Annotated in this window: 19 protein-coding genes; 5 read left to right on the top strand and 14 right to left on the bottom strand. The window is 68.8% G+C overall.

Annotation, left to right across the window (positions count from 1 at the left end):
* The 3 genes from gatA to D9601_RS03705 all read right to left on the bottom strand — a co-directional run bounded on the left by gatA (position 1) and on the right by D9601_RS03705 (position 2,636).
* Positions 1–1,485 carry an Asp-tRNA(Asn)/Glu-tRNA(Gln) amidotransferase subunit GatA gene (gene gatA, locus D9601_RS03715; protein ID WP_198352563.1) on the bottom strand — a complete coding sequence of 495 codons (1,485 nt, stop codon included), beginning with the start codon at positions 1,483–1,485 and terminating at the stop codon, positions 1–3.
* A gap of 100 nt (positions 1,486–1,585) precedes the next feature.
* The gene (gene gatC, locus D9601_RS03710) at positions 1,586–1,888 is read right to left on the bottom strand and encodes an Asp-tRNA(Asn)/Glu-tRNA(Gln) amidotransferase subunit GatC (RefSeq protein WP_198352562.1); all 303 of its coding nucleotides are present in this window, start codon (positions 1,886–1,888) and stop codon (positions 1,586–1,588) included.
* A 52-nt stretch (positions 1,889–1,940) separates the two neighbouring features.
* On the bottom strand, positions 1,941–2,636 hold the full coding sequence (locus D9601_RS03705) for an HAD family hydrolase (protein ID WP_198352561.1): 696 nt from the start codon (positions 2,634–2,636) through the stop codon (positions 1,941–1,943).
* Positions 2,637–2,739: 103 nt separating this feature from the next.
* On the opposite strand from D9601_RS03705, the gene D9601_RS03700 reads away from it, so the two are divergent.
* From D9601_RS03700 to D9601_RS03680, 5 genes are all read left to right on the top strand, one after another.
* Positions 2,740–3,879: a DUF3089 domain-containing protein gene (locus D9601_RS03700; RefSeq protein ID WP_198352560.1), complete on the top strand. Its 1,140-nt coding sequence runs from the start codon at positions 2,740–2,742 to the stop codon at positions 3,877–3,879.
* Positions 3,876–4,337, top strand: coding sequence for a Holliday junction resolvase RuvX (gene ruvX / locus D9601_RS03695; protein ID WP_198352559.1), 462 nt, complete (start codon positions 3,876–3,878; stop codon positions 4,335–4,337). Before D9601_RS03700 ends, ruvX begins: the two co-directional genes overlap by 4 nt.
* Before the next feature lie 146 nt (positions 4,338–4,483).
* Positions 4,484–5,551: an NAD(P)-dependent alcohol dehydrogenase gene (locus D9601_RS03690; protein WP_198352558.1), complete on the top strand. Its 1,068-nt coding sequence runs from the start codon at positions 4,484–4,486 to the stop codon at positions 5,549–5,551.
* Between the two features lie 113 nt (positions 5,552–5,664).
* On the top strand, positions 5,665–6,648 hold the full coding sequence (locus tag D9601_RS03685; protein ID WP_198352557.1) for an aspartate carbamoyltransferase catalytic subunit: 984 nt from the start codon (positions 5,665–5,667) through the stop codon (positions 6,646–6,648).
* Positions 6,645–7,865, top strand: coding sequence for a dihydroorotase (locus D9601_RS03680; RefSeq protein WP_198352556.1), 1,221 nt, complete (start codon positions 6,645–6,647; stop codon positions 7,863–7,865). Before D9601_RS03685 ends, D9601_RS03680 begins: the two co-directional genes overlap by 4 nt.
* 34 nt (positions 7,866–7,899) lie before the next feature.
* On the opposite strand, the gene D9601_RS03675 is transcribed toward D9601_RS03680, so the two are convergent.
* From D9601_RS03675 to D9601_RS03625, 11 genes are all read right to left on the bottom strand, one after another.
* The gene (locus D9601_RS03675) at positions 7,900–9,261 is read right to left on the bottom strand and encodes an SPOR domain-containing protein (RefSeq protein ID WP_198352555.1); all 1,362 of its coding nucleotides are present in this window, start codon (positions 9,259–9,261) and stop codon (positions 7,900–7,902) included.
* A 20-nt stretch (positions 9,262–9,281) separates the two neighbouring features.
* Positions 9,282–9,854 (bottom strand): hypothetical protein, encoded by a 573-nt coding sequence (locus D9601_RS03670; RefSeq protein ID WP_198352554.1) that lies wholly within the window; start codon positions 9,852–9,854, stop codon positions 9,282–9,284.
* Positions 9,855–9,859: 5 nt separating this feature from the next.
* Positions 9,860–10,576, bottom strand: a complete 717-nt coding sequence (locus tag D9601_RS03665; protein ID WP_198352553.1) for a ParA family protein — start codon at positions 10,574–10,576, stop codon at positions 9,860–9,862.
* Between the two features lie 131 nt (positions 10,577–10,707).
* Positions 10,708–11,724, bottom strand: coding sequence for a tyrosine-type recombinase/integrase (locus D9601_RS03660; protein WP_198352552.1), 1,017 nt, complete (start codon positions 11,722–11,724; stop codon positions 10,708–10,710).
* Positions 11,708–11,917: a hypothetical protein gene (locus D9601_RS03655; RefSeq protein ID WP_198352551.1), complete on the bottom strand. Its 210-nt coding sequence runs from the start codon at positions 11,915–11,917 to the stop codon at positions 11,708–11,710. The genes D9601_RS03660 and D9601_RS03655 overlap by 17 nt, the downstream gene beginning before the upstream one ends.
* Before the next feature lie 17 nt (positions 11,918–11,934).
* Positions 11,935–12,312: a thermonuclease family protein gene (locus tag D9601_RS03650; RefSeq protein WP_198353360.1), complete on the bottom strand. Its 378-nt coding sequence runs from the start codon at positions 12,310–12,312 to the stop codon at positions 11,935–11,937.
* Complete coding sequence (locus D9601_RS03645; protein WP_198352550.1) at positions 12,312–12,515, bottom strand: hypothetical protein; 204 nt, start codon at positions 12,513–12,515, stop codon at positions 12,312–12,314. The genes D9601_RS03650 and D9601_RS03645 overlap by 1 nt, the downstream gene beginning before the upstream one ends.
* Complete coding sequence (locus D9601_RS03640) at positions 12,512–12,976, bottom strand: hypothetical protein (RefSeq protein ID WP_198352549.1); 465 nt, start codon at positions 12,974–12,976, stop codon at positions 12,512–12,514. Before D9601_RS03640 ends, D9601_RS03645 begins: the two co-directional genes overlap by 4 nt.
* On the bottom strand, positions 12,973–13,182 hold the full coding sequence (locus D9601_RS03635) for a hypothetical protein (RefSeq protein WP_198352548.1): 210 nt from the start codon (positions 13,180–13,182) through the stop codon (positions 12,973–12,975). The genes D9601_RS03640 and D9601_RS03635 overlap by 4 nt, the downstream gene beginning before the upstream one ends.
* Complete coding sequence (locus D9601_RS03630; protein ID WP_198352547.1) at positions 13,179–15,233, bottom strand: SGNH/GDSL hydrolase family protein; 2,055 nt, start codon at positions 15,231–15,233, stop codon at positions 13,179–13,181. The genes D9601_RS03635 and D9601_RS03630 overlap by 4 nt, the downstream gene beginning before the upstream one ends.
* Complete coding sequence (locus D9601_RS03625; protein ID WP_198352546.1) at positions 15,233–15,580, bottom strand: hypothetical protein; 348 nt, start codon at positions 15,578–15,580, stop codon at positions 15,233–15,235. Before D9601_RS03625 ends, D9601_RS03630 begins: the two co-directional genes overlap by 1 nt.
* Between the last annotated feature and the right edge of the window lie 21 nt (positions 15,581–15,601).

The following is a 15,601-nucleotide window of genomic DNA, read 5'->3' as shown; positions in this document are numbered from 1 at the left end:
TTACCACCACGCCTCCGGCCGTGCCGTGAATCCTGCTCGCTCCTCGATCGCCAGTCCGGCGTTCAGCACGCCCTGCTCGTCGAGCGGCCGTCCGATGATCTGCAGGCCGAGCGGCAGCCCCGCGGCGTCGAGCCCGCCCGGCACGCTCATCGCCGGCAGGCCCGCCAGAGACGACGGCACGGTGAAGACGTCGTTGAGGTACATGGCGATTGGATCGGCCGACTTCTCGCCCAGCGCAAACGCCGCTGACGGCGCGGTCGGGGTGAGCAGCACGTCGCACTGTTCGAAGGCGCGCTCGAAATCGCGGGCGATCAGCGCCCGCACCTTCTGCGCCTGCGTGTAATAAGCGTCGTAGAAGCCGGCGGAGAGCACGTAGGTGCCGATCATGATCCGCCGCTTCACCTCGGCGCCGAAACCGTCGGCCCGCGTCGCGGCATACATGTCCTGCAGCCCCGCCCCGTCGGGAAGGTCGCGCTTGCCGTAGCGGACGCCGTCGTAGCGCGCGAGGTTGGACGACGCCTCCGCCGGCGCGATGATGTAATAGGCCGGCAGCGCATATCTGGTGTGCGGCAGCGACACGTCGACGATCGTCGCCCCCGCATCCTTCAGCCAGGCGATCCCCTGCTGCCACAGCGCCTCGATCTCGGCGGGCATGCCGTCGACGCGATATTCCTTGGGAATACCGACGCGCTTGCCCGTGAGATCGGCGCTGAGGCCTGCTTCCCACTGCGGCACGTCGAGCTGCAGCGAGGTCGCGTCCTTGGCGTCGAAGCCGGCCATCGCCTCCAGCAGGATCGCGCAGTCACGAACGTCGCGCGCCATCGGCCCCGCCTGGTCAAGGCTGGAGGCGAAGGCGATCGTTCCCCAGCGCGAACAGCGCCCGTAGGTCGGCTTGATGCCCGAAATGCCGGTGAACGCCGCTGGCTGGCGGATCGAGCCGCCGGTGTCCGTCCCTGTCGCCCCCGGCGCGATCCGCGCCGCTACCGCCGCCGAGCTGCCGCCCGACGAACCGCCCGGGGCGAGCGGCGCATTGCCACCGTCGTTGCGACGCCAGGGCGAGATGACGTTGCCGAAGGCGCTGGTCTCGTTCGACGAGCCCATCGCGAACTGGTCCATGTTGAGCTTGCCGAGCATGCCTGCGCCGGCGTTCCACAGGTTCTGCGACACCGTCGACTCGTAGGTCGGCGTGAAACCCTCCAGAATATGGCTCGCCGCGGTGGTCGGCACGCCCTTGGTGCAGAACAGGTCCTTCATGCCGATCGGCACGCCGGCGAGCGGCTTGGGCGCCTCGCCCGCCGCGCGGGCGGCGTCGGCGGCACGGGCCGCGGCAAGCGCATGGTCCGGCGTCTCGACGAGGAAGGCGTTGAGCGACTTGGCGGCGGCGACCTTGGCGTTGAACGCCTCGGCGACCTCGACCGCGGAAAAGCTGCCGGCGCGCACGCCGTCGCGGAGCGCGGCGATGCCCTGATCGGTCAGGTCGGTCATGCGAGGTCTTCCAAGCTAATAGAGAGTCCGCCCTGCAGGGTCGCCGCACAGCTTGCGGGACGCCCCTTCGTCGGGCTGATCGGATGGTGCCAGGCCGTCATCATTCGATCACTTTCGGCACGGTGAAGAAGCCGTGTTCGGCCTGCGGCGCATTGGCCATCAGTTCGTCGCGGATGTCGCCGCCGGTCAGCGGATCGGCGTTGATGACGTCGTCACGCAGACGCAGCGTGTTGGGGATCACCGCGGTCATCGGCTCGATACCGCTGGTGTCGACCTCGCCGAGCTGCTCGATCCAGCCGAGGATGTTGCCGAGTTCGGGCGCCAGCCGCGCCGCTTCCTCGTCGGACGTCGCGATCCGGGCGAGGCTCGCGATCTTCTTCACGGTGTGGGTGTCAACGGACATGCGGCAAGCGGCTAGCGTCTGCGGCGGACCGGTGCAAGCCGGAGGGCGGCAGTCAGTCGATCGCCGCGACCCAGTCCGGCAGATCGGCAAGCGACGCGAGCCTGGTATAGCGCGCATGGCCGACCGGCTCGGTGCCGCTCTCATGCGCCCAGGCCGCCTGTTGCGGGATGAACGCCGCCCAGCCTCCGGCCGCCAGCGCAGGCAGGACGTCGGACCGCATCGAATCGCCGGCCATCACCGCCTCCGCCGCTGCAACGCCGTAGCGATCGAAGATTCGGCTGAAGGTTTCGGCGGTCTTGTCGCTGACGATCTCGATACCGGCGAACCGCGCCCCCAGGCCCGATGCGGCGAGCTTCGCCTCCTGGTGCAGCAGGTCGCCCTTGGTCACCAGTACCAGCCGGCCCAACGCCGCGAGCCGGTCGAGCGTCGCCTCGACCCCGTCGAGCAAGGCCACCGGATGCGCCAGCAGCGCCCGTCCCGCGTCGAGGATCGCCGCGATGGTCGCGGTCGGCAGCGTCGGACCAGCCAATTGCGTCGCCGTCTCGATCATCGACAGCGTGAAGCCCTTCGCGCCATAGCCGTAGAGTGGCAGATTGCGCGCCTCGCACGCCTCCAGCGTCTCGCGTGCCACCTCTGCCGCCGCGAACGGCGCGAGCATGGCAAGCAGCGCCCGCTCCGCTTCCTGGAAATGGCGCATATTGTGCCAGAGGGTATCGTCGGCATCGAGACAGATGAGTCGGATCGTCATGACCCGCGCGTCATAGCCGCATCACCGCCCGCGCGACACCGACGCATTGCCTCGCCGCCGCCGCTCGGGCAGGAGGCCGGCATCCCTCGTCCAGGAGCCGTGCTTGGCCCGCAAGTTCCTCTATGTCGTCGCCGCGCTGATCGCGCTCGTGATCGCCGCCGCGATCGCCTACCGTTACTATGGCGCGGAACTGCTGCGCGCGGCGCTGGTGCCAAGCGAACGATTCCAAGCGCAGCGGGGAATCACCGCGGCTTCCTATGCCGAACCGCGGATGTGGATCGCGCGGCCCGACCTGCCGGGCAATCCGGCGCTGTGGACGCCGGCCGGCTTCAGCCCCGCACAGGTACCCAAAGCGGCGGTCTTCTTCATCCACCCGACCTCGTACATCGGCCGCGACCATTGGAATGCGACGCTGACCGATCCGGAGACGAACGCCCGCGCCGCGATCTTCCTGCGCGGCCAAGCCAGTGCCTTCAACGAAGCGGGCGACATCTGGGCGCCGCGCTATCGCCAGGCGACGTTCGGCGCCTTCCTGACCAGCGCCGCCGACGCCAACCGCGCGCTGGGCCTCGCCTATCGCGATGTCGCCGCCGCCTTCGACGCCTTCCTGGCGCAGGTCGGGCCCGATCGACCGATCATCCTCGCCGGGCACAGCCAAGGCGCATTGCACCTGACCCGGCTGTTGCGCGAAAAGGTCGCCGATACGCCGCTCGCCCGTCGTATCGTCGCCGCCTATGTCGTCGGCTGGCCCGTATCCAAGACCACCGATCTCGCCGCGCTCGGCCTGCCTCAGTGCGAACGCAGCGATCAGGCCGGCTGCATCTTGTCGTGGCAGAGCTTCGCTGAGCCGGCCGACCCGTCGTTGATCCTTGATACCTATGACAAGACGCGTGGCTTCGACGGCAATCCGCGCAAGGGCACGCCGATGGTCTGCACCAATCCGATCACCGGCACCGCCGATGCCGCCGCGCCGGCGGAGGCGAACCTCGGCACGCTCTATCCCAGTGCGGATCTGACCACCGCGACGCTGCAGCCCGGCAAGGTGCCCGCCGCCTGTCAGGGCCGCGGCCTGCTGATCATCGGTACGCCGCCCGACGTCGGCAACTACGTGCTCCCCGGCAACAATTACCACGTCTACGACTACAGCCTGTTCTGGGCGAACGTCCGTGCCGATGCGGGCCGTCGGCTTGCCGCCTGGACGCCGCCGCGCAAGTCGCGGCGCGCGCGGGTGTCGCGGCGATGATCGTGCCGGACGCCGCGGCGTTTCGCGCACTCCTGCCCGACGGCGGCCGGCTGCTCGGCCTCGATGTCGGCAGCAAGACGATCGGCACCGCCTTGTGCGACGCCGGCTGGAGTTTCGCCAGCCCGGCGACTTTGGTCCGCCGCACCAAGTTCACGCAGGACAAGGCGCAATTGATCGCGCTGGCGACCGCGCAGGCGGTGCGCGGCATCGTCATCGGCCTGCCGCTCAATCTCGACGGCAGTGAGAGCCCGCGCAGCCAGTCGACCCGCGCCTTCGCCCGCAACATGATCGATACCGGCCTGCCGCTGCTGCTGTGGGACGAGCGCTGGTCGACCGTCGCGGTCGAGCGCGCGATGATCGAACAGGACATGAGCCGCGCCAAGCGCGCTGAACGCATCGACAATCTCGCCGCTGCGCACATCCTGCAAGGCGCGATCGATGCGTTGACAATGGAATAGGCGTTCTCGTTCGGACGTGATCGACGCGTTCGATCGAGTTGATCGACAGGATTAGTCCGACAAGCGTCTGGCGCTGGCGCGGCAGACGACCATATGGGCGCCCCGGGCGTCCTGCCCGCTGTTTTGCCAGTGCGAGGATCTTCTCCATGCCGACCCCAACCCAAGGCTTCGCCGCCCAAGCGGCCGATGCGCCACTCGCCCCGTTCCGCTTCGAGCGCCGCGATCCCGGCGCCAAGGACGTCGCCATCGACATTCTCTATTGCGGTGTCTGCCACTCCGACCTGCACACGGCGCGTGGCGAATGGGACGGCACGCTTTATCCCTGCGTCCCCGGGCACGAGATCGTCGGCCGCGTCGTCGCGGTCGGGGATGAGGTCACCGCCTTCAAGGTCGGCGACATCGCGGGCGTCGGCTGCATGGTCGACAGCTGCGGTCATTGCGCCTCCTGCCATGACGGCGAGGAGCAATATTGCACCGGCACCGGCTTCGTCGGCACCTACAACGGTCCCGATCCGGTGCTCGGCGGCCATACCTTCGGCGGCTATTCGGACCATATCGTCGTCGACGAAGGCTTCGTGCTGAAGGTCGGCCATGACGAGAAGGATCTCGCCGCCGTCGCGCCGCTGCTCTGCGCCGGCATCACCACCTATTCGCCGCTCCGCCATTGGAAGGTCGGGCCGGGTCAGAAGGTCGGCATCGTCGGTCTCGGCGGCCTCGGCCATATGGGCGTCAAGATCGCCAATGCGATGGGCGCGGAGGTCTATGTCTTCTCGACCTCGCCGAACAAGCGCGAGGATGCACAGCGGCTCGGCGCGAAGGATCTGATCGTGTCCAGGGACGCCGACCAGATGGCGCAGCATCAGGGCACGTTCGACTTCATCCTCAACACCGTCGCCGCGTCGCACGACCTCGACCCGTTGCTGATGCAGCTGAAGCGCGACGGCACGATGTGCCTGGTCGGCGTGCCGGAGCAGCCGCATCCCTCGCCGTCGGTCGGCAACCTCGTCTTCCACCGCCGCGCACTGGCCGGCTCGCTGATCGGTGGCATCCGCGAGACGCAGGAGATGCTGGACTTTTGCCAGCAGCATGGCCTCACCGCCGACATCGAGATGATCCGCATGGACGAGATCAACACCGCCTATGACCGGATGGTGAAAAGCGACGTCAAATACCGCTTCGTCATCGACATGGCGACGCTCGGCAAGGCGGCGTAACCGATTCCCCTCCCGCTTGCGGGAGGGGAGTTGCACGTAGCCCCTACCGCGAGCGGGAGGGGGATCAGGCAACAGTTGCCCCCCGCCCCCGGCCGGTCTAACCGGCCCCCTCGATGCACCGCTCCGATCACAGCCCCGCCGCCCAGATCCCGGGCGGCGCCGTCTTCCCGCACCGGCATCTGACCGGAATCGACGGCCTCCAGCCGCACGAGATCACCTTCCTGCTTGACGAGGCGGAACAGTGGATCGGCGCCAATCGTGATCACGCCGCGCCCGACAAGCGGCTCGCCGGACTGACCCAGATCAACGCCTTCTTCGAGAATTCGACGCGGACGCTGCTCAGCTTCGAGATCGCCGGCAAGCGGCTTGGCGCCGACGTCGTCAACATGCACGCCGCGCAGTCGAGCGTGAAGAAGGGCGAGACGTTGATCGACACGGCGCAGACGCTCAACGCGATGCGCGCCGACGTCATCGTCATTCGTCACATGGCGTCCGGCGCGGTGCGGCTGATCGCCGACAAGGTCGATTGCCCCGTGCTCAACGCCGGCGACGGCCGCCACGAACATCCGACCCAGGCGCTGCTTGACGCGCTGACCATCCGCCGCCGCCGCGGCATCATCGCCGGCCAGCGCGTCGTGATCTGCGGCGACGTGCTGCACAGCCGCGTCGCCCGCTCCAACATCCTCAGTCTGACCGCGCTCGCCGCCGAAGTGCGCGTCTGCGCGCCGTCGACACTGATGCCGCCGGCGATCGAGCGGATGGGCGTCACCCCCTTCACCGATTTCGACAAGGCGCTGGTCGGCGCCGACGTCGTGATGATGCTGCGCGTGCAGAACGAGCGGATGGGCGGCGGCTACATCCCGTCCACCCGCGAATACCGCCTGCGCTACGGCCTGACGCCCGAGCGGCTGGCGCGCCTGCCCGATGCGCTTGTGATGCATCCCGGTCCGATGAACCGCGGCGTCGAGATCGATTCGAGCGTCGCCGACGGCCCGCAGTCGGCGATAACGGAGCAGGTGGAGATGGGGGTGGCGGTACGCATGGCCTGTCTGGACGTGCTGACCCGGCGCGCCCGCAAGGTGGAGGGCTGGGCATGAGCGTAACGGCGTTCCTCAACGCGCGTCTGGTCTGCCCGGTCGCCGGTGTCCGCGACGGCGCGCTGCTCGTCCGCGACGGCGCGATCGTCGCCGCGGGGACGGTCGACGTCCCTGCCGATGCGCAGACGATCGACTGCGGTGGCAAGTGGCTGGCGCCCGGCATCATCGACCTCGGCGTCTTTGCCATCGACCGCACCGCGTTCCGCAGCGGCGGCATCGCCCGTGTGGCCCTGATGCCGGACGGCCGCCCGGTGCTCGACGAACCCGGCGGCGTCCAGCGCGCGGCGCTGATCGGCAAGCCCGATCTGTGGATCCATCCGATCGCCGCGGCAACCCAAGGCCTCGTCGGGCGCGACATGGCGGAAATGGCGATCTGCGCCTCCGCCGGTGCCAAGGCCGTCGGCACGGGCCGCGGCTGGATCGCCGATTCGGGGGTGATGCGCCGGGTGCTCGCTTATGCCCGCGATCTCGACATCGCCGTGGTCAGCCATGCCGAGGACGGCGGCCTGACCGGCGAGGCGGTGGCAACCGACGGCGAGACGGCGACCCGCCTCGGCCTGCCCTCCGCGCCTGCGGTCGCCGAGGCGCTGGCGGTGGCCCGCGACCTGATGCTGGCCGAGGATACCGGCGCGCGGCTGCACCTGCGCCAAGTCACCACCGCCGCCGCCTTCGACCTGATCCGCGCTGCGAAGCGCCGCGGCGTCGCCGTGACCTGCGGCATCACGCCCGCCCATCTCCATTTGTCGGAGATCGCGGTTAGCGACTTCCGCACCTATGCGCATCTCTCGCCGCCGCTGCGCGGCGAGGCGGATCGCCAGGCGGCGCTCGCCGCCATCGCGGACGGTACGATCGATGTGCTCGGTTCCGGTCACGACCCGCACGGACCGGAGGAGAAACGCCTGCCCTTCGTTGATTCGACGCCCGGCATGGCCGGCGCCGAGACGCTGCTGCCGCTCGCGCTGATGCTGGTCCGCGACGGGCGCGTGACGCTGGACCGGCTGTTCGCGCTACTCGCCGCCCATCCGGCAAAGATATTAGGCCTCGACGCGGGCACGCTGGAGCTCGGCAAGCCTGCCGACCTCATGCTGTTCGATGCCGACACGCCCTGGCAGATCGATGGTACCGCCTTCAGCGGGGGCGCCGCCAACACGCCGTTCGACGGCCTGCCCGTGCAGGGCCGCGTCCTGCGCCTGTGGAAAGGCGGCCGGGAGGTCTGACGATCATTCCCGGATCGTCAGGCCCGCGACCGCGTCAGCGCGACGCGACCTGCACCGGCGCGCGCAGCCACTGCGCCATCTGGTCGCCGGCCTCGCGGCGGACGAAACAGGCGCCGCCCTTGGCGCGATAGTCGCGGCACATTCGCTCCGCCGAGTCACGGTCGAAGCCGCCGACCGACAGGCGGTAGAGGTTGCCAGCCTTGGCCGCGACCCGTGCGCCGGTCGGCTGATGACCTGACAGCGCAGCGAACCGCTCGGTCGCGCGGGTCCAGCCGGCCTTGGCGATACCGACGTTGCTGAACGCACCCAGCTGCACGTACCAATCGCCCGATCCGGCTGGCATCGGCACGACAGCATGCGGTGTGAGGGCGACCTTGATCGGGCCACGTGGACTACGGATCAGCGACGACGGCGTTGCCGCGTAACGGGCGACGCCCTGCGCCGCGCCGCTATTCTGCGGCAGTGGCTGCACCACCTCCTTGGCAGCGGCGAAGACCGGACGGAATGGCGTTGCCGGCGGGACCGGCACGTCGACCAGCACCGTCTTGGCGACCGGCGCCGCCACGGCGGCGGGTACGGGGACCGGAGCGGCAACCGCCGCCGTTTCGACCACCGGCGCCGCGGGCAGCGGTGCCACCGGCACCGGCGCATTGAGCGCCAGCGCGACCGGCTGGCCGGCATCGGCGACCGGCGTCACGCCCAGCAGGCTGGCGACCTGTTGCGAGGCGGCTTTCGGCTGCGCGAAGGCGGCCCATTGTTCGATCCGCGCGTCGACGTCGGCCGGCGACATGTCCGCCGCGGCAACGACCCGGGCCATCTGCCACTGGCCGGCAAGCGCATAGCTCAACGCCAGATTCTGCCGGATCTTGGCATTGCCCTGGCCTGAACGGGCGAGCGGGGTGAGGATGGCGATGCCGCCCGCCGGATCGCCCGCCAGCGTCGTCGCGAGACCGAGGTCGACACCGGCAATGGTGTCGCTGTGCGCCGCCAGCGTCGCCCGCGCCGCGACCCAGTCGCCGCCGGCGATCTGGGCGAGCGCCAGGTTGAGCGCCGCCTTGCCGTTGCCGGGCGTCAGTTCCAGCACATCGGCGAAAGCCGCCCGCGCCGAGGCGAAGCGACCGGCACGCAGATAGCTTTGCGCGAGCACCATCCGATAGCCGGCGTCGCGCGGCGTCAGTGCCACCGCCGCCTCGGCGAAGCGGACCGCCGTCGCGCTGTCGTTGTCGGCAAGGGCGCGCACCGCCTTGTCGTTCTGGCGCCGCGCCTGTTTGGCCGCCCGCGCCGCATCGTGATCGCCCGCGGAGGCGACATGGCTGCTGCGGTCGGTACAGCCGACCATCGAGCCGCCGAGCAGCAGCGCCGACAGGCTGAGTGAAACTAGTGCACGGCTGTTCATCGAACGTCCCCCCAGGGAAATCAGCGCGTCTTGCGCGCGGGCGGAAGCTGCGCGACCAGCGCATCGACTTCCGGGATCGCGCCGATCAAGGCGTCGAGCGCTTCGGTCACCAGATCCTGCGACGATCGGTTGGTGATCGCCGAGGCGATGCGGAGCCGCAGATGGCGGTTGGCGTCCACGCGCAGCGTGAAGGCGGCCTTGCCGGCATGTTGCGTTTCGCGGCGCAGGCGCGTTGCCGTCGCGACGGACACCGACTTGACGACGGGTGGCGGCGCCACCGCCGCCTCGAGCCGCTCGCGCTCGACCAGCACCGGCGGGATCGTCTCGCTGGCTGATGACGGCGCGTCGACGGCCGGCAACGCGGCGGCCACGGGCGCCGCGGCTGGTGTCGGTGCCGGCACCGGTTCAGGTGCGACGGGCATCGCCGCCGCAGCGGCATCGCCCATGTCGTTCCAGCCGAGGTCGTCCAAGCCCTGGGCGACGCCGCCGAAGCCGCTGAACCCTTGGCTGCGCATCGCCGGTCGCGCCTGCCCTTTGCGGGCGAGCAGCCCGGACGACAGCGACGCCATCGGCTTCGATCCGTTGCCGAACATCGGGCTCAGCCTCCAACCACGCGGCGGCCGAAGCCGCCGGCCGGCGTACGCCCGGCAAAGCCGTTGCCGGCACTCGGCACCGAAAAGACGGTACGCCGGAAATTCTTCTCCAGCCGGTCGGCGATATAGGTCCACAAGGCGCCGACCTCGGCGGCGGATCGGCCCGACGGGTCGACCTCCATCACGGTACGCCCGTCGATCATCGAGGCGGCAAAATCGGTCCGCTGATGCAATGTGATTGGCGCGACGGTGCCATGCTGCGACAGCGCGACCGCGGCGTCGCTGGTGATCCGCGCCTTGGGCGTCGCGGCGTTGACGACGAAGATCAGCGGCTTGCCCGCGCGGTCGCACAAATCGACGGTGGCGCCGACGGCACGCAGGTCGTGCGGGCTGGGCCGGGTCGGCACCACCACCAGCTCGGCGACGTTGATGACGCTCTGAATGGCCATGGTGATCGCCGGCGGCGTGTCGATCATCGCCAGCTTGAAGCCCTGCTGGCGCAGCACCTCCAGGTCGGCGGCGAGCCGCGCGACGGTGGTCTGGGCGAAGGCCGGAAATTCGGCGGTCCGCTCATTCCACCAATCCGCCAGCGATCCCTGCGGATCGATGTCGATCAGGACGACCGGGCCGTGGCCCGCCATCTGTGCCTGAACGGCGAGGTGTCCGGACAAGGTCGTCTTGCCCGAACCGCCCTTTTGCGATGCCATCGCGAGAACGCGCATAGGCCCCCTTGGAAAATTGAACCGCGTGAATTTACGCGCCAGAGGTGCCAGAGCCGGGCTAAGAAGCGGTTAATGCTGGGGAAGCCCAAAACCTGCGGTTTCGGCCATGTTTTCCTGACGTTTTCCACGTTCTACGCATGTTCCGCGCCTTCCCAGCGAGCGATCGCGGCGCTTCCGAGCTTCCGGTTGTTCCGGCGACGAGCGTAGTGCTCAACCATCGCCAGCGACTGTCCGCTGATCGCGGCGGTCTCGCCGACCGAGCATCCGGCCTCAAGCAACGCGTTGACGGCATTCTTGCGCAGCCCGTGCGCAACGATCTCCGCCTCGTGATTCGCGGCCCAGGCCTGGAGCCTCTTGCGCAGCGTTTCCGGCCGTAGCGGCTTGCCGCGGCGGTGCATGATCGTCGGCGCGTCCCGCGGGGCCGTCTCCAGCAGCTTCGCCAGAGCGGCGTGCACGCGTATCTCGAGCACCTTGCCCGTCTTCTGCTGCGTCACCACCAGATAGCCGTCTTGGATTGCATCCCACCGCATCTGACAGACGTCGCCGATCCGCTGCGCGGTGTAGTAGAGCAGCGCCGTCGGCAGGCTGACCTTCGGGTCGGCGAGCGCGAGCATGAGCAGCTGCTCCGGCCATGGCTCATGAGTGGCGTCGCCTCGCTCGACGAATTCGACGTCGCGCGTCGGGTCCGCGTTCACCCACTCCCGTTTCAGGGCGATCTTGAACATGTTGCGCAAGACGGCGAGCACCATGTTCGCGGCGCCTGGTCGATCCTGCATCTTGTCGAGCAGCGCCTGCACGTCGCGGCGCTCGACTTCGCTGACCGGCGCGTTGCCCATCTCCTCCTCGACCACCCGCATGTACGTGACGTAGGTCGACTGCGTGCGCTGAGCGCGGTTCTTGAACGACGGGGTCAGCTGATAGGCGCGGATCAGGTCGCTCATGACGATCGCCGACGGCGCACTCTCGCGTGCGTGCCGCGCCGCGACCATGCCGGCATAGGCGCGGCCGAAAGCGATGTCCTGCCGCGCGGGCAGCCGGCGGAGGACCGGCTTTCCGCCCTCGACCTTTCCGGTGACGAAATACTCGTACACCTTCCCCCGCGACCGCACGGTCTTGATGTAGGGGAGCGGCTTACCCGGTTTGGCCATAGAGCCCCGACCTGTCGCGCCAGCTGGCGACCTGCTCACCCGACAGGCGCGCGATGGCCTTGTCGATCGCGTCCTTCGACCAATGCTCGTGATTGCCGAGGCGGAACGGCTGCGGCAGCCGTCCGGCGGCGACCTCGCGCTCGAACTCGGCTGGCGACAGCTCGAGGTACGCGGCGGCGCTCGCGCGCTTCATGGTGCGAGCCCACGGCCTCACCGGCATTCCCCCATGTGGTACTGCCGCCAATACCGATCCCACCGGACAGCAGCCCCGGCAGCAATGGCAGCGCAGGACAGCGACCGGCCGTCCGGCAGCGTGCAGCGGGCGACGATGCGCTTGTAGCTGGTACCGACCGGCTGGCAGGTCAGGCGTCGATTGAGCGTCAGGCGCGAGACGATCAGCCGCGCGCGTTCCGCGGCGACGTCATCACAGGTATAGGCGGCGCGCCGCGCGGCCGGGCGGTGGCAGGGCTCGGCGGACGTGAAGTCCGGCGCCTGGATGCCGGCGACGCGGATCTTCTCGCCGGTGCGGCACCACAGCGGTCCATCGCCATCGTGCACGCGCACGACCTCGCAAACGAATGGCGGCATCACCGTTCCTGCTCCTTCAGGTGGGCGCGGATGGCGCGAAGGTCGCCTGCGGTGATGCTCATAGCCGCTCCGGATTCCCATATGTCAGCCCGGTCAGGATGATTGTCGTCCAAGTCCTCGGCTGCCTCCGCAAACGGCTTAAGCAACATCCGCAGCGCTGCGTTTTCCCGCGCTACCGCGGCTACGTCGTGGTTCAGGGTCATGCGGCGAGCCTTTCGGCAAGCATGTCGTCGGCTGCGCGGAACACGTCGCGCGGTGTGCGGATGCGGCGCGTCGAGATCGGGCCATCATCGTCCCAATCGTAGAAATGGTAGCGAACCAGCGTGGCCAGAGCAGCCCAGGCGCATTCCTCATCCCACTCCGGCTCGTAATAGCCGCTCATCGCACCGACCATGACGGTGCCGTGCCATGGATGTGACGGGGGATACACTTTTACGAAAGGCCAGCGGGTACCCGCGCGACCCTTGGGCTTTATGACGTATTCGCCCTGACGCATGCAATCGGTGTGCACGCTGGGGCAGCGCTCCCAGTGTTTGCGCGCCCGGATGAATATTCCATGGTAATTGTCACCCGCCTCGGGCAGGAACTGCTCGCGGTTGTCGCCAAGCAGTGGCAGGTATGGTGCCGCCCGCTTCGACAGTTTCTTGAGGATGCGGAGGTTCATGCCCCCTTCTCCTGTGCAGCGCGGCTGTCGATGACCGGTCGTACGAACACAGCGTAGAGCGGCTTGCAGATGGCGCTTCGGTAAGCCGCGATGTCCTTGAGCAGCGAATTGCCGCCGGCGGTCTGGCCAATCCACTGCTCTCCATGCATCTCGACCGCCATCAGGCGATAGCAGTGCGGGCCGTCAACTCGGTGCAGCCGATTCATGCCTCTGCCTCCCGCCCACTTTCCGCATATTTGAGAGAACTAGCGGCAAGGGCGCGGATTACATGCCGCGCTTGGTCGCGAAAGCTGGCTTGGACGGTTTCAGGAAGATACTCCCACTCGTAATCGTTCCAGCTGTCCTCGGCTTCATGCAGCGCGCGGGCTCCAACGTCTACAGCCGCCTCCCCCACGCTGCCCGCATGATTGGCCACAATGCCGTGATCTTCGCACGCATCGCGCCGGCCCTGTTCGTAGATGCGACGGTCGCGGTCGGCGAGGCTTTCGCCCGGCCGAATGTCGCTGCCCGCATGATTGGCCGGGCTGGCGGCGAGGGTTGCGATAGCGCCCGTATCGTCGTCGATGATGCCCGCGTCGGTCAGGATGCGGTGGAGGGTGGCCGACACATCGCCTTCCCATTCCTCGCTGACGGTGAAGGCGGCATTGACGGTGCCGCTGTTGCCTTCGGTGACGCTCGGCGAGCCGGTCAGTGCGTAATCGGACACATAGGTTCCTTCCGAGGATCCGGGGAGCGGCGTCGCCGCGTAGAGGGCGTCCATCGCCGCAGCGAAGATTGGCTTGGCGAGGGTATGGCCCGCGTCGGCGCCGCCCTCGGAGAGGTGGAGGCCGTCGTTGCTTTCCGGCGAACCGATCTGCATCCCGCCGACCCGGCCGAGGACGGCATCGCCGCCGATGTCGATCACCTGGGCGATGAAACCGCTCGCCTTCCACTGGCGAATCTGATCGTTGAAGGCTGGCCGCCGCGCGTTGTATTCCGCATTGATGCCATTCGCCTCGCCGTCGCTGGCGTGGCGCTCGGTGATCGTTTCGACCGCAACGGCGACCCCGGGGAGCGCCTCCTTCAGGTTAGCGATCACCGTGCGATAGCGCTCGACGTAGTTGGCGTAGAACTCGTCCTGCGAGACTTGGCCGCCTGAGTTGTTGACCATGAAGTCGTTGGGGCCTTCCTCAAGAACCACCACGTACGGCTTCGCGGCGATGATGTCGGGCACTCGGGATTCGAGATAGTCCAGCCCGCTGCCGCCGAGCGCCATGTTGTTGAGGGTGCGGTCGGGATGGGTGGCATAGTATGCGCCCATGTAATAGCCGCTGTAAGGCGGGTTGCCGGCGCCGTACCAGCTGGTGCCGAGCGTGACAGTGGTGGGGGTCAAGCTGCTGTTGCCGCCGCCGGCAGCGACCGACGGGGCGCGCGTCAGGGAGGTCGAGGCGAGCAGTGCCGGAACGATGCTGGCGGTGCCCGGCACCACCGCCGGCGCGCGCAGGACAACGCTCGAGGCCGCTGCGGGTGGCGCAACGGTGGCCACCCCAGGTAGGACGGACGGCGCATAGAAGCTGGCGGTGGTCGCCAGCGCGGGCGGCGCGACGGTCGCGGCTCCCGGCTGCACCGATGGCGCGAACTGCTGCCCGCCGGCTGGCAGCGCCGGCGGTGACACCGTTACCGCGCCTGCCGTGACCGCTGGCGGGTAGGGCGCGACGGTCGACGGCAGCAAATCAACGAGGATGCTGCCGGCGCCTACCGTCTGCACGACGGGCGCATAGAAGGCGGCAGCCGAGGCAAGGAGCGTCGGCGCGACCCCCACGCCGCCGGGTTGCACGGCCGGCGAGGGCGAGGTTGACGAGGACGGCAGAAGAGGCGGCAGGATCGAACCGGCGGCAGGCGCTGTGACGACCAGCGGGAAGATGGCTGCGTTGCTGTCACGCAGGGGCGGCTGCACCGTCATCCCGCCAGGCTGGACGCCGGGCGCGAAAGGGACTCCGGTCGACAGGAGCGCAGGTGGCAGGATGGCGGTGCTCGCGGCGATCACGCGCGGCGGAAAGGCGGCGACACTGCTGCCGAGCGCGGTCGGTGCGACCGTCACCGGCCCAGCGGTCAGCACGGGCGTGAACAGCGCGACGCCCGTGGCGAGACGAGCAAGGCGGATCGTCAGCAGGTTGCTCGCATCGCGGGGCGGAGCGGGCAGCAGAACCGCCGTCAAGCCGCCGCTGGCGATGATCTGCGTCGGCTTGCGCAGCGGCGCGACGACAATCGTCCTCATCACGCCTCCGGCTCTGTGACGGGCACCACGACCGGCAGCTTGATCTGCACCGGGATCCATTCGTCAGGGTCGAGGTCCGCCCGGGCAAGGTCGAGCCACGCGGCATCATTGCCGATGTTGCCGGTCAGGCTTTCCGGCAGGTCGAGCTCGACGGTGCTGTCGTCGATGCGGGTGATGCCGCCATTCTCGGTAGTGAGGGTGCCGGCCACGTCAGGCGAGCCGACATAGGGCCGCACCTGCGCGCGCAGCCGGCAGCCGACGGGGAACACGGGGTCCTCGCCAGTCACCTGCAGGCGCACACGATAGGAATAGCCCGCCGCGATCGGGGGCACGCTCTGGATCGGCATCGGGCTATTCCTGGCAGGAGG

Origin of the sequence: Sphingomonas sp. MA1305, from assembly GCF_016107325.1 — a bacterium.
Classification (GTDB): Bacteria; Pseudomonadota; Alphaproteobacteria; order Sphingomonadales; family Sphingomonadaceae; genus Sphingomonas.
The sequence above is the reverse complement of the archived record's forward strand: the minus strand, read 5'-3'. Positions and strand labels throughout refer to the sequence as shown.